14 protein-coding genes are annotated in these 13665 nt (G+C 54.3%); 11 read left to right on the top strand and 3 right to left on the bottom strand.

From position 1 onward, the window contains the following. The first annotated feature begins 1 nt into the window (after window position 1). Genes eno through E0F26_RS07820 form a run of 7 tightly spaced genes read left to right on the top strand, consistent with a single transcriptional unit; the run spans window position 2 to window position 5300 of the window. Window positions 2–1294, top strand: coding sequence for a phosphopyruvate hydratase (gene eno, locus E0F26_RS07790; RefSeq protein WP_279241105.1), 1293 nt, complete (start codon window positions 2–4; stop codon window positions 1292–1294). Next, window positions 1295–1591: an FtsB family cell division protein gene (locus E0F26_RS07795; RefSeq protein ID WP_279241106.1), complete on the top strand. Its 297-nt coding sequence runs from the start codon at window positions 1295–1297 to the stop codon at window positions 1589–1591. Next, complete coding sequence (gene ispD, locus E0F26_RS07800; protein ID WP_279241107.1) at window positions 1588–2295, top strand: 2-C-methyl-D-erythritol 4-phosphate cytidylyltransferase; 708 nt, start codon at window positions 1588–1590, stop codon at window positions 2293–2295. The genes E0F26_RS07795 and ispD overlap by 4 nt, the downstream gene beginning before the upstream one ends. Beyond that, a complete protein-coding gene (gene ispF, locus E0F26_RS07805; RefSeq protein ID WP_279241108.1) occupies window positions 2292–2786 on the top strand; it encodes a 2-C-methyl-D-erythritol 2,4-cyclodiphosphate synthase in 495 nt (164 codons plus the stop codon). Before ispD ends, ispF begins: the two co-directional genes overlap by 4 nt. A gap of 20 nt (window positions 2787–2806) precedes the next feature. Then, the gene (locus tag E0F26_RS07810) at window positions 2807–3439 is read left to right on the top strand and encodes a protein-L-isoaspartate(D-aspartate) O-methyltransferase (RefSeq protein WP_279243208.1); all 633 of its coding nucleotides are present in this window, start codon (window positions 2807–2809) and stop codon (window positions 3437–3439) included. Continuing rightward, window positions 3436–4365 carry a DUF368 domain-containing protein gene (locus E0F26_RS07815; protein ID WP_279241109.1) on the top strand — a complete coding sequence of 310 codons (930 nt, stop codon included), beginning with the start codon at window positions 3436–3438 and terminating at the stop codon, window positions 4363–4365. The genes E0F26_RS07810 and E0F26_RS07815 overlap by 4 nt, the downstream gene beginning before the upstream one ends. A 14-nt stretch (window positions 4366–4379) precedes the next feature. Further along, on the top strand, window positions 4380–5300 hold the full coding sequence (locus tag E0F26_RS07820; protein ID WP_279241110.1) for a peptidoglycan DD-metalloendopeptidase family protein: 921 nt from the start codon (window positions 4380–4382) through the stop codon (window positions 5298–5300). Window positions 5301–5523: 223 nt separating this feature from the next. On the opposite strand, the gene fdxA is transcribed toward E0F26_RS07820, so the two are convergent. Beyond that, window positions 5524–5847 (bottom strand): ferredoxin FdxA, encoded by a 324-nt coding sequence (gene fdxA / locus E0F26_RS07825; protein WP_279241111.1) that lies wholly within the window; start codon window positions 5845–5847, stop codon window positions 5524–5526. 67 nt (window positions 5848–5914) lie between these two features. Continuing rightward, window positions 5915–8479: a DNA mismatch repair protein MutS gene (gene mutS / locus E0F26_RS07830; RefSeq protein WP_420887684.1), complete on the bottom strand. Its 2565-nt coding sequence runs from the start codon at window positions 8477–8479 to the stop codon at window positions 5915–5917. Window positions 8480–8669: 190 nt separating this feature from the next. Here mutS and E0F26_RS07835 point away from each other — a divergent pair, with 190 nt between their 5' ends. From E0F26_RS07835 to E0F26_RS07850, 4 genes are all read left to right on the top strand, one after another. Continuing rightward, window positions 8670–9959 carry a metal-dependent hydrolase family protein gene (locus E0F26_RS07835; RefSeq protein WP_279241112.1) on the top strand — a complete coding sequence of 430 codons (1290 nt, stop codon included), beginning with the start codon at window positions 8670–8672 and terminating at the stop codon, window positions 9957–9959. Further along, window positions 9956–10945: an isoaspartyl peptidase/L-asparaginase family protein gene (locus tag E0F26_RS07840; RefSeq protein ID WP_279241113.1), complete on the top strand. Its 990-nt coding sequence runs from the start codon at window positions 9956–9958 to the stop codon at window positions 10943–10945. The genes E0F26_RS07835 and E0F26_RS07840 overlap by 4 nt, the downstream gene beginning before the upstream one ends. A 217-nt stretch (window positions 10946–11162) precedes the next feature. After that, the gene (gene recA / locus E0F26_RS07845) at window positions 11163–12206 is read left to right on the top strand and encodes a recombinase RecA (RefSeq protein WP_279241114.1); all 1044 of its coding nucleotides are present in this window, start codon (window positions 11163–11165) and stop codon (window positions 12204–12206) included. A gap of 8 nt (window positions 12207–12214) precedes the next feature. Further along, a complete protein-coding gene (locus E0F26_RS07850; protein ID WP_279241115.1) occupies window positions 12215–12697 on the top strand; it encodes a regulatory protein RecX in 483 nt (160 codons plus the stop codon). Window positions 12698–12769: 72 nt separating this feature from the next. Here E0F26_RS07850 and E0F26_RS07855 read toward each other — a convergent pair whose 3' ends face one another. Continuing rightward, window positions 12770–13609 (bottom strand): DUF3014 domain-containing protein, encoded by an 840-nt coding sequence (locus E0F26_RS07855; protein WP_279241116.1) that lies wholly within the window; start codon window positions 13607–13609, stop codon window positions 12770–12772. Window positions 13610–13665 lie beyond the last annotated feature (56 nt).

Raw genomic sequence — 13665 nt, forward strand, 5'->3', positions numbered from 1 at the left:
AGTGAGCGAAATTGTAGATATCCGCGCTTTTGAAGTTATGGATTCCCGCGGGAATCCCACCGTCATGGCTGAAGTCACACTTGACGATGACACCGTTGGTACTGCCTATGCGCCATCTGGCGCGAGCACGGGCTCGCGCGAGGCGCTCGAGCTTCGAGATGGGGATGTTGCGCGCTATTTGGGCAAAGGCGTTTTGAACGCTGTTGCCAACGTCAATGGCCCTATTCGAGACTGTTTGCTTGGGCACGATGCTATGGATCAGCGAGGCGTCGACACAAGAATGATCGAAGCCGATGGCACTGAGAATAAGGCCAAGTTTGGCGCAAATGCCGTGCTGGCGGTCTCATTAGCAACGGCTCGAGCAGCTGCACAGTCCTCTAAGACGCCGCTTTATCAACACATTGCCAACCTCGCTGGTACGACTCAGCTCACCATGCCGGTGCCGATGATGAATATCCTCAATGGCGGGGAGCACGCGGACAATAACGTCGATATTCAGGAGTTTATGATCCAGCCCGTTGGTGCGAAGTCATTTGCCGAAGCGCTGAGAATCGGAGCCGAAATTTTTCATCATTTGAAGAAAGTGTTGAGTTCACGCGGTTTAGCAACGTCGGTCGGAGATGAGGGGGGATTTGCACCTGATTTGCCCTCCAATGCAGCCGCGCTAGAAATCATTGCTGAGGCGGTCTCGAAAGCCGGTTATTCATTGGGCAATGACATTACCTTAGCCCTTGACTGTGCGGCCTCGGAATTTTACCGAGAGGGCGAATATCATCTATCTGGAGAAGGTCGCTCCTTCTCCAGTGAAGGCTTTGCCGATTACCTTTCGGACTTGGCAGCTTCCCATCCCATTGTCTCGATTGAAGATGGTCTTGATGAGTCGGATTGGGCTGGGTGGGCTTATCTCACTCGCAAACTAGGGGATAAGGTACAACTCGTTGGTGACGATTTATTCGTGACGAATACTCGGATCCTCAAGCGCGGCATTGACGAAAATATTGGTAATTCAATTCTTATTAAGTTCAATCAGATAGGTTCGCTTAGCGAGACGTTGGATGCGATAAAGATGGCGCAAGACGCCGGATTTACAGCGGTCATATCGCATCGCAGTGGCGAGACAGAGGACGCGACTATCGCTGATCTGGCCGTCGGTACCGGGGCAGGTCAAATTAAGACGGGCTCATTGTGCCGATCTGACCGAGTCGCTAAGTACAATCGATTACTTCGTATCGAAGCCGAACTCGGTATGACGGCCCCTTACCGTGGTCGGGCTGAGTTGGAGCGAGGCGCCTAAGTGCCACGCGCCTTGCTACTTGTGCTGCTGGGGCTCTTAGCCCTCCTGCAGTATCAGTTGTGGTTGGGTGACGGTGGTATTAGTGAGCGTCGATCGCTTGAATCTCAAGTGGCGAGTGACAGCAAAGAGAACCAGAGTCTTAGGCAGAGGAATGAGGCGTTGGCGGATCGCGTCATTGAGCTTCAGGAAGGCGATGAAATGCTAGAGGCGGTCGCTCGGGAGGACCTTGGTTTGGTGCGAGAAGGAGAAGAATTTATCCTCTTCGTTGACGATAAGAGCGGAGAGAAATCGCCGTGAGTAGTGTATGGGCTGTTGTTCCGGCTGCGGGAAGCGGGCGACGGATGGCGGCTGAGGTGCCCAAGCAGTATCTCAAACTTAATGGCGTGCCGATCCTTGAGCACACGCTTCGCGCCTTGCTAGCCTGCCCCGATATCAGGGGTGTTATGGTCGTTCTCGACCCCAGCGATCGTCGTGCAGACGCCATTCCCAGTCTCTCCGATCCACGCGTATCAACTGCAGCGGGCGGGGCAGAGAGAGCGGATTCCGTGTTGGCGGGGTTGCAAGCGGTTTCTCTGGAGGCGAGTGAGCAGGACTGGGTTCTTGTTCATGACGCAGCACGACCCTGCGTATCAGTCGCGCTATTGCACTCGCTTATCACCGCTTGCGTGTCGGAGAACGTCGGGGCTGTAATGGCTCAAGCATCGGTCGATACGCTGAAACGTATTTCCGATGATAATCGAGTGGTTGAAACACTCGATCGGAAAGCGATCTGGCGTGCACAAACCCCGCAGATGTTTAAACTTGGCGAGCTCAGCGCTGCTCTGTCAGAGGCATTGGCGAATGACATAGCGATAACCGATGAGTCGATGGCAATGGAGCGAGCCGGTTACCCGGTCTCTATACTTGAAGGGCCGTCAACCAATATCAAAGTAACCCTGCCTGCTGATCTTGAGTTTGCGGAGATTATCCTTCGTCGATTAAACGAGGAGTCAAAGGTATGAGTCTTAGCATGAGGATTGGGCATGGATACGATGTCCATGCGTTTGGCGAAGGCGATTTCATTGTCCTAGGCGGTGTTAAGATCCCGCACTCGGCAGGGCTCTTAGCCCATTCTGACGGCGACGTTGTACTCCATGCATTAAGCGATGCACTGCTCGGTGCACTGGCATTGGGCGATATTGGCCATCACTTCCCCGATGATGACCCGGCGCTGAAAGGTGTCGACAGTCGTATTTTGTTACGTCGCGTTGTGGCGCAAATGGGAGACCGGGGATATGAGATCGGCAACGTTGACATCACGATTGTTGCGCAGAGACCTAAGCTTGCTGACCATATTGCGGCGATGCGCATGAATATCGCGTCAGACTTAAAAACGGATGATTCGAACTGCAATGTCAAAGCAACAACCACCGAAAAGCTGGGGTTTGCAGGGCGAGAGGAGGGCATCGCGGTTCATGCGGTAGCTCTAATAAAAGAGACCGAGCGCACGTGACAGATATTCGCGGTATCGGCATGACCTCACAGCGCACCCGTATGCGATTAATTGATCGACTGCGCAGTCAGGGTATTTCAGATGAAAGCGTTCTTGATGCGATGGGGGAGACCCCCCGGCACCTTTTCGTCGATGAGGCACTGGCACACCGCGCTTACGAGGACACGGCACTGCCTATCGGTTTTAATCAGACGTTAAGCCAGCCGTATATCGTGGCGAGAATGACGGAGCTTGCGTTGCAAAACGGCAAGCCCAAAAGGGTGCTCGAGTTGGGCACGGGATCGGGCTACCAAAGTGCGGTTTTAGCGCGTGTCGCGTTGGAGGTGTTCTCCATTGAGCGGATCAAGCCGCTTCTCGATAAGGCCCGCCAGAGACTGAGGGCCTTAAAGGCGAGAAATGTGCGCTGTAAACACGGTGACGGCTTCGAGGGATGGGCCGAATTTGCGCCTTTTGATGTCATTCTTGGCGCTGCGGCACCGGAGACGCTTCCTGAAAATTTGCTAAGCCAGCTCGCGCCAGGGGGTGTCTTATTGTTACCCGTCGGCGGCAGTTCGCAAAAACTGATTCAGGTGACGCTTACAGACGATGGATTCGAGCAAACGGTCGTTGAGGATGTATTTTTTGTTCCGATGCTGGAGGGGGTTCAACGATGAAGCTCTCGGGACTTGGCGTCTATTTGCGCGGCATTGCCATGGGTGCGGCCGACCTTGTGCCCGGTGTGTCAGGTGGCACCGTCGCGCTCATCACAGGAATTTATGGGCGTCTTATTTCCGCTATTGCAAGTGTTGGAATCGATATGCTTTCACTGGTGCTGCGGGGGAGAATAGCTGAAGCATACAAAGCGATCGACGGTAACTTCTTGCTCTTATTGGCAGCAGGTATCGGAACGGCCATCGTCGGTTTTGCCGCTATATTGAACTGGCTGTTACTGCACTACCCGTTGCCTTTGTGGGCTACATTTTCTGGCCTCGTGTTGGCAAGCGCGCTGTCGCTCGTTAAGCAAAACTACCGCTCGTGGAGCCTTAGAGATTGGTCTTTCTTTACCATTGGTGTCGCCGTCGCGGTATCTGTGGGTTTAACCCAAGCCATTCAAATGCCCTTAACGCCCCTGGGTATATTCTTTGCCGGAAGTATCGCGATCAGTGCCATGATTTTACCCGGTATATCGGGGAGCTTTTTGCTGTTATTGATGGGTGTGTATCAACCCATTATTGCCGCCGTCGTTAATCTAGAGCTCGTCACACTCGCGCTCTTCGCGCTGGGTTGTGGTGTGGGACTGATATTCTTTTCAAAGCTACTACATCGTCTGCTAGCGGTAGCTGAAAAAGCCACCATGGCAACCCTATTCGGCTTCTTACTGGGTTCACTGGTTATCTTATGGCCGTGGCAAATCACAGTGAGCAGCGTCGTTGACCGCCACGGAGATATAAGAGCCGTGCAGACACTTCCCGTGAGTCCCACCTATTATGCACAGCAGGTAGGGGACTCGATGTTGCTAATGTGTATTGGTGGCTTCATCGTCGGTGTAGTTGCGGTACGGTTACTCATGTCCTTATCTGAGAACCAAAGGGCGGATTGAGGGTCACTGGCGCCATGCGTTACTCCCAGCACATCTCGATGCTCCTGTTACTGACCTTATTGGTCGGTTGCGCCGGAACCGCACCGCGTGATCTAAAACCGTGGGAGGCGAATCAGGATGCCGCCTCAAGCCGCGCCTCCTCCAGTGGTGCAAAATCGCTGAAACCGGAATACGGTCCAAAGCTCTCTGTTGGGGAGCCTTACACCGTCAAACGTGGCGATACGCTCTATGCCATCGCATTTAGACTCGGAATTGACTTTCGCCAGTTGGCTGCGCGAAATGGCATCAAGTCACCGTATACCATCAGTGTTGGACAAGTCTTAGCAACATCAGAACCCGTCGTCGTGGCTTCTGGCCAGTCCAGAGCGCGGGGAAGCGCTTCAGCGCAATCCAACAGCGGCACTCAGTCCTCTAAGCCTAAGTCTAAGAGCTCGACCTCAAAAGGGACTGCCACAAAGGCGGTGTCAAAACCGGCCTCAGCGGCTACGCCCAAAACCAAATCGGTTGCAAGAACTGCGTCAAAACCGCAAAAAAAATCAGCTTCAAAGTCGGTTGAACCAAGCCGACCTGTGTCACGCTGGCGCTGGCCTTCTCGGGGAAAGGTTATTCGAACGTTCGCAGCCAACGTTCATAAGGGTATTGATATCGCGGGTAAGCGGGGAGACCCCGTGACAAGCGCTGCCGCCGGCAAGGTTGTCTATGCCGGCGCAGGTGTTACAGGGTATGGATCGCTCATCATCGTAAAACATAACGACACGTATTTAAGCGCGTACGGACACAATGAACGCTTATTGGTGTCTGAGGGAAGTGTAGTGAACGCCGGACAGCAAATCGCCACGATGGGTAGTAGCGGCACAAATTCGGTAAAGCTCCATTTCGAGCTTCGCAGGCAGGGTAAGCCCGTGGACCCGTTAACACTGCTGCCTAAGCGTTGAGTTTTCAGCACATTGCCTGAATGGAATGGACTCAGTCTTTTTGACAGTCAGCCAGTTAGACTGCCCCTGCAGCATCACACGCTCACATCGCACCGAAGATGAATGCCCTTGGGTGAGGACTGCGCGTCAGGCGAAAGCTACCACCGAATAAACGAGCGGCACTGGTGGAGAAAATCAGGCCTCCGCGCATAGGGAGACAACAAGGTCGTTGCGGTGTCGGTGTCTAGCGTTCGAGTAATGCCAGCTTGCCGGGTTTGCCTTCCCATTCGGCGGCATCGGCAGGCGCGTCTTTCTTTTCAGTGATGTTCGGCCAAACCTCAGCTAGCTCAGCATTGAGCTCAAGGAAGTTCTCTTGATCGGCGGGTAGTTCATCTTCCGAGAAGATCGCGTCAATAGGGCATTCAGGCTCACAAAGAGCGCAGTCAATACACTCATCCGGATGAATGACGAGAAAGTTAGGTCCCTCGTAAAAACAGTCTACCGGGCACACTTCTACGCAATCAGTGTGCTTACATTTAATGCAATCTTCGCCAACGACGAATGTCATAATACTTCCCCCAATACCCGCTTTTTTACGTAATTTAGTGCGGTGAGTGTCAAAATAATAAGTCGATCTAAGTGTCTAGTAAAGTTTTCAGCATATAAAGCGCGTCAAGCGCTTCTTTTGGTGTCATTTGATCTGGATCAATATCGGATAACACATCAAGAGCGGGGCTTTTATGCACCGGTGCGACGAACAGATCTGCTTGTCCGCCCGTGGTTTCACCGGGCGAAAGAACCTGTTGATTTTCCAGCTCCGCAAGTTTTTGCCGCGCGTGCAGCAGTACGCCATTTGGCACACCTGCTAGTTTAGCAACTTCTAACCCAAAACTGCGATTCGCCGGTCCCTCTTGAATATGGTGCATGAACACAACGTGGTCCTCGTGCTCTGTAGCATCCAGATGCACATTCGCCATGGCGACGTAGTCATCGGGTAGTGCGGTGAGCTCGAAGTAGTGTGTCGCAAAAAAGGTAAGAGCGCGAACTCGCTCGGCCAGTGCGACGGCGGCCGCCCAAGCAATGCTCAGCCCATCGAAGGTGCTTGTGCCGCGACCGACCTCGTCCATAAGCACCAGGCTGCGATCTGTCGCATTGTGAAGAATGTTCGCCGTCTCGGTCATTTCAACCATAAACGTCGAGAGGCCACTGGCGAGATCGTCGGACGACCCAATTCGGGTAAAGATGCGGTCGACTAACGATAGGGTGGCGCTTTGTGCAGGCACGAATGCACCGCAGTGGGCCAGCAAGGTAATCAGCGCATTTTGCCGCATGTAGGTCGACTTACCGCCCATGTTGGGGCCCGTTATCAATAACATTCGCCGAGCATCATTGAGCAAGGTGTTGTTGGCGATAAACGGCCTGTCACTGACTTGCTCAACGACCGGATGACGACCGCCCGTAATATCGAGTTGCACCGCGTCACTAAAGGTTGGCCTATTCAGCGTCAGCGCATCTGCACGCTCGGCAAAGCAAGCGAGTACGTCGAGGTCGCACAAAGCGTTGGACGTTTTTTGGAGAGCGAGAAGGTCATCTGCGACGCGCTCGACAAGCGCATCGTAGAGGTGTTTCTCCCGAGCGAGTGCTCGACTGCGGCTCGATAGTGCTTTGTCCTCAAACAGCTTCAGTTCAGGCGTTATGAAGCGCTCGACGTTTTTAAGTGTCTGGCGACGCTGGTAGGTATCGGGTGCGAGATCAGACTGTTGGCGACTAATCTCAATGTAATAACCGTGGACCCGGTTATAGCCGACCTTGAGTGTGGAAAGCCCCGTAGCCTCTCGCTCTCTGCGCTCGATATCAACGAGGTATTCACCGGCGTTCTCGCTGATACCGCGCAACTCATCTAGCTCCTCATCATAGCCCTGAGCGAGCACACCACCATCGCGAATGACCACGGGGGGGGCCTCCACTAGCGCTTTGCTCAGCAGCTCACAAAGAGCAGGATAATCACTGATATCCGCTACGAGCGCATTCAGCCGCTCAGAGCCTGCTGGAACGGCTGATACCAAGGTGGGCAGTGCCCATAAGCTGTCGCGCAGGCGTGTTAGATCCCGCGGGCGAGCAGAGCGAAGCGCCACCCGCGCGAGAATGCGCTCCATATCGGCAATAGGCTTGAGTTGCTGGCGTATTGCCTCGTAGCCATAGTTACTTTTGAGCTGCTCTACGGCGTCAAGACGCGCTTCTAACTCTTCGCGCAGGCGAACGGGACGATGCAACCACCTTTTAAGGTGGCGTGTACCCATTGCCGTTACCGTGGCGTTGTAGACCGAAAAGAGTGTGTTGTCCTCATTGCCGTGGATATTTTTATCAATTTCAAGGTTACGACGTGTCGCCGCGTCCAACACCACGGCTTCGCTTTGGCGCTCGTGGCGAATTGCGGCCAAGTGAGGCAGTTCGTTGCGCTGAGTATCTTTTACGTAGTCCAGCAAAGCGCCAGCCGCTGAAATGGCCAGCACCAAGTCTTCACAACCAAAACCGCTTAAATCACGGGTCTGAAACTGCTGGTTGAGCGCACGTCGAGCGGCTTCCTCGTCAAACTGCCACGCTGCGAGCCGACGGATTGCCACATGATCACCCAGCGAGGGTAGGGTCGCATCTTCGGACACCAGTACCTCGGCAGGAGCGAGCCGCTGCAGCTCTGCGGCGAGCGCTTCTTCTCCCGACATTTCCGAGACCAAAAAACGGCCACTGCTCACGTCCATCCACGCGACACCGCAGTCCATTTGCTGTCTGAAGACGGAGACAATCAGTGAGTCGCCACTGGCATCGAGTAACGACTCATCGGTCAAGGTCCCGGGGGTGACGATTCGAACAACTTTTCGCTCTACGGGGCCTTTTGACTCAGCGGGGTCGCCGATTTGCTCAGCGATAGCGACCGAGAAACCGGCTCTGACTAATCGGGCAAGGTAACTCTCCGCTGCGTGAAACGGCACACCCGCCATTGGGATCGGTTCCCCTGCTGACTTTCCACGAGATGTCAGCGTGATATCCAATACCGGCGCAGCTATCTCAGCGTCCTTATAGAAGAGCTCGTAAAAGTCACCCATCCTGTAAAACAGGAGTTCATCAGGATGCGCCGCTTTGATGGCCAAAAACTGACGCATCATCGGTGTGTGTTGGCTTGTGTCGGGTGATGAGGACATGGATGCCTATAGGCTAAAAATTCAAAGCGAGAGGATAGGTCAAAAGGCGCTCGCTTTAAATCCCGTCAAGCAATATCGGTGGGGTTTCTTGCACGCTGGTGGGTTCAAAAATCTCAGGCCTGGGCGGATCTGGTTATCTTGTTCGTTTACCGTTATTGTCGCTGAAATTACAGTCACCCTGGGGTAGGTCATGCTTAAAAGAAGCCTATTTATCTGCGGTATTTTCGTCGCACCTTTCACATCAGCTGCAACCATTATTCACGCCGGACACCTGTTCGATACCGAGAGCGGCAAGTTGCTTGAGAAGCAATCTGTGATTATCGAATCTGGGCGTGTTACGTCGGTGCAATCGGGTTTTATTGAATCCCAGGGCAACGAGGTGATCGACCTTAGCGCGTCCTATGTGTCTCCTGGATTCATGGACATGCATGTGCATCTAGACGGCGAGCTCAACCCGCCCGCAAGTTACTCGGAAGAATTTTTCATGAATTCGGCTGATATTGCATTGCGCTCGAGCGTTTTCGCTAAGCGAACTTTGGATGCAGGGTTTACAACGGTGCGCGATTTGGGTGCGGGCGATATCCAAGCGATCTTTGCATTAAGAGATGCGATTGCAAAAGGGCTCGTTGACGGTCCGCGCATTTTTGCCGCGGGTAAGGCCATGGCCACCACGGGAGGCCATGCTGACCCGACTAATGGCATACGCGCGGATTTGCGTGGTGACCCCGGCCCCAAGCAGGGCGTTATCAATGGCCCTGACGACGCCTATAAAGCAGTGCGTCAGCGCTATAAGGACGGGAGCGATGTCGTAAAGTTGACCGTGACCGGCGGTGTGCTCTCGTTAGCAAAGAGCGGTGATAACCCACAATTCACGGACGAGGAATTGCAGGCGGTTGTCAGCGCCGCGAAAGACTATGATTTTGTCGTGGCAGTTCACGCCCATGGCGCGACGGGTATGAAACGAGCGATTCGAGCCGGCGTCGACTCTGTAGAGCACGGCACGTACATGGACGAGGAAGCAATGCGTCTTATGCGTAAGCAGGGCACTTGGTACGTCCCTACAATTTCGGCCGGAAAATGGGTGGGTGATCTGGCCGAGCTCGATGACAAGCTTCCAGCTGTCGTCAGGCCCAAAGCTGCAGCCATTGGCCCTTTGATTCAGGACACCTTCGGCGAGGCCTATAAAGCCGGTGTGAAAATAGCCTTTGGTACCGACGCGGGTGTCTCTCCACACGGTTCAAACGGGAGAGAGTTTCGCTTCATGGCAGAAGCGGGTATGCCGGTCATGGAAACCATTCAGGCGGCGACTGTTAACGCCGCGAAGCTTCTTAGGGTAGAGGACGAGCTGGGACAGATCGCTCCCGGTTTTCATGCTGATATCGTGGCATTTGATAGTAACCCTCTCGAAGACGTGGGGGTGTTGGAGCGTCCCAGTTTTGTAATGAAGGCGGGCTCAGTATTCCGGAATGACGGCGCATGAGGGGCCGGCTATTTTTTTTACTGCTGACGTTCTTCACCTCGCCCATAAGCGCTGAAGAGCCGCCCGTTGCGATAGCACTGCACGGCGGTGCGGGGACGATCGAGCGCGCGCGAATGACACCAGAGCAGGCAATGGCGTATTCCCGCTTCTTAGACGAGGCGATTGTTGAGGGACATCGCCAGCTGAAAGCGGGCGCGGTGGGCCTTGATGTTGTTGTGAATATTATCCAGCGCATGGAGGACTCTCCGCTCTTCAATGCAGGGCGTGGTGCGGTCTACACATGGGAGGGGCATCATGAGCTCGATGCATCGATCATGCATGGCGCTGAGTTGGATGCGGGAGCCGTTGCGGGCGTGACGACCGTTAAGTCTCCGATCGCCCTTGCGCGCGCTGTCATGGAGCGGTCTCCTCATGTCATGTTGGCATCTCGCGGTGCTGAACAGTTTGCTGCGGAACAAGGGTTTGAAGGGGTGCCAGAGGACTACTTTGACACCGAGCGTCGCCAAAAGGCGCTTGAGGCCTACAAGCGGGCACGGCAGGCGGGCCTGTCGCCCAAACCCGATTACAAGTTTGGAACGGTTGGCGTTGCCGTCCTTGACACTATGGGTAACTTGGTTGCTGGTACCTCCACCGGTGGTATGACAGGCAAACGTTGGGGGCGCATTGGTGACGCCCCTGTGATCGGCGCAGGTACCTATGCAAATAACGCCTCCTGTGCGGTTTCTGCAACGGGTCATGGTGAGTACTTTATTCGACATACGGTAGCTCGCGACGTGTGCGCGCGGATGGAGCTTGCCGGTGAATCCTTGAGCCAAGCCGCTGACGAGGTGGTCAATAAAACGCTCGTCAAGGCGGGTGGGGACGGGGGAATTATCGCCGTCGACGCCAAAGGGAATGTGGCGCTCACCTTTAATACACCGGGTATGTACCGCGCCAGCATCAATGCGTCGGGAGAGAAGGTGGTGGGTATTTTTGGCGATGATTGACCGCACGCTGGCCTAAATAGGGTTCGCTTCCAAATCAATTTCCCCCTCTCGCTGCTGTGTGCAGCGCATTGTCTGTCGCCTTTGACGACAGGTGTTAGGCAATGATGTTTTTTTTTCTTCGTTTACCTCTAAACTCGTTTGCATTCAGGAAATAAAACACTGATTATATATACAGTATTCGTTAAGCGGCATCGAAGTGTGCCAAAGGGAGAAACTCATGGATCCTAATAAGCAAAAAGCGTTGGACGCAGCACTGGCCCAAATTGAGCGTCAGTTTGGTAAAGGTACAGTCATGCGCATGGGTGACTACGAGCAGGTGGCGATTCCCGCCATCTCAACCGGCTCGTTGGGTTTGGATATTGCGCTCGGTATCGGCGGTCTTCCCCGAGGCCGAATTGTTGAGGTCTACGGCCCAGAGTCCTCGGGAAAAACAACCTTAACCCTACAAGTCATTGCCGAAGCGCAAAAGCTTGGGGGTACGGCGGCCTTTGTTGACGCGGAGCACGCGCTCGATCCGCAGTACGCAGAGAAGTTAGGCGTGCAAATGGACGATCTCATCATGTCTCAGCCTGATACCGGCGAGCAGGCCCTGGAGGTCGCTGAAATGCTGGTGCGCTCGGGTGCTGTTGATGTCCTAGTGGTTGACTCAGTTGCCGCGCTAACTCCAAAGGCTGAAATTGAAGGCGACATGGGTGATTCGCATGTGGGTCTGCAAGCTCGCCTGTTAAGTCAGGCTATGCGTAAGTTAACGGGAGCGATTAAGCAGACAAATTGCCTCGTGATCTTTATTAACCAGATTCGCATGAAAATTGGTGTGATGTTCGGCAGTCCAGAGACAACGACCGGGGGTAACGCGCTTAAGTTCTATTCATCGGTACGTCTCGATATTCGCCGCATTGGCGCCATTAAAGATGGCGATGAAATTGTAGGGAACGAGACGCGGGTAAAGGTGGTCAAGAACAAGGTGTCGCCACCCTTTAAGCAAGCTGAGTTCCAGATCATGTACGGCGCCGGCATTTATCATATGGGTGAGGTGCTCGACTGGGGCGTAAAGCTGAACCTGGTCGACAAATCGGGTGCGTGGTATGCCTACAAGGGCGACAAGATTGGTCAAGGAAAGGCGAACGCAGCGAAGTTCCTCGATGAGAACCCCGCCATTGCCTCTGAGATCGAAGGCGAAATTCGGCGTCAGACTATGAATATCCCCTCTGATGAGTCCGATGCACCTGCTGAGCAGACCGAAGAAGTGACCGCCGAGTAAGCACCGACGTGGAAGTAAAACCGTCGGATGTACGCCTTGCGGGTATGGACTTACTCGCGAGGCGAGAACACTCCTCCCAAGAGATCATTACCAAGCTTAAAAAACGGTTTGGTAAACGCTTAGAGAGTGATGTCGTCATCCACGATGCAGTGGACCAGCTGACTCGTGAGGGGTTGCTGAGTGATCAGCGTTACGCGGCGTCGATGGCTCGCCAATTGGTAAATCGCGGCGCAGGCCCCTCCAAAGTCGCTTACGAGTTGCGTCAGAAGGGCTGTGATCCTGATGCGGCACTCGTTGATGCGTTTCCAGACGGGGTTGACTGGTTTGCCGCGGCGGAGGACGTTTACGACCGCAAGTTTGGTGCAAAGCCAATGCCTGAAGAATGGGAGCTTAAGCAAAAGGAGCGCGCCAAGCGTGGGCGTTTCATGAGCTCACGCGGGTTCGCGCCGTCGCACTTCATGCATCTTCTTGAAGCCACGTCTGACGAGTGAGTTAGTTGCAACTAGACAGAACGGGTTGAACTCGTGCTGGTGTCTTGCCACCGAAGACTTAGAGGTCCGCAGCTACGGTAGGTCTCCAAGTAGCGCACCGCGCAGTTCGCGCGCTTTTTGTTGAACAAGCTCCGCGTTGTCGGGCCCCATGCGAAGCACTTGCTTCTGGAGTGGGGTGAGCGACTCCAACTCAGGGTCTTTGTACGCCCAGTTCGCTTCGTCGCGCACCAGCTCGGCGTTTTCGGGCAGGGTGGGCGTTGCCAAAATATGTGTGGTCGCAGCAAGTGCGGCGCCGCCAATATCAAAGTCGTTGACACCCATGCGCGACAGAGCCGTTGTAGCCAATGACTCATAGTCATTGAACACCGCCATGATGGCAGCGACATCTAGGCTATTGACCCAGTTAGCAAAGCCGTCGTAACGGGTGAAGCCGGTAGGGTTCATCGTCACTCGCACGCCATCTTCCAACGTCGGGAATACGCTCGCCGGTTTTCCTACGGGTAAAAGCTTATACGGCACCTCGCCACGACGCAGGGCATCGACGATGGCGACACTGCGTTCAACAACGTAATCGCCCGCGACAAACTGCTTGAGTGCTTTGCCGCCATTAAGAGTGTCGATGACCTCTCGCGCAAAGCTGTCTGCAGTCTCCTCTGTTACCGCAGGTGGGGGTGGGGGTGGGGGTGCAACAGGCTCGGGAACGAAAGCGGGGACAGATTCTGGCTCTGGCTCTACTTCCACGACGACGGGCTCTGCAATTTCAACCGGCTGAATGACCGTAAAGTCTTCCATTGGTTGCGACTCGCCGTAATCCCCGGTCGCCAAAACAAACACCAGTGTGGCGAGAATCAGGGCGAAGATGATCCCTAAGATGACTGGTTGAACTTTCGCGTCTGGCTGCTCATCTGACATTGGTTTACCCCCGGTTGTTTTTTATAGACAAGAGGGTACCCAAGAAAGTTCATTGG

This window comes from Candidatus Paraluminiphilus aquimaris (genome assembly GCF_026230195.1).
GTDB lineage: Bacteria > Pseudomonadota > Gammaproteobacteria > Pseudomonadales > Halieaceae > Luminiphilus > Luminiphilus aquimaris.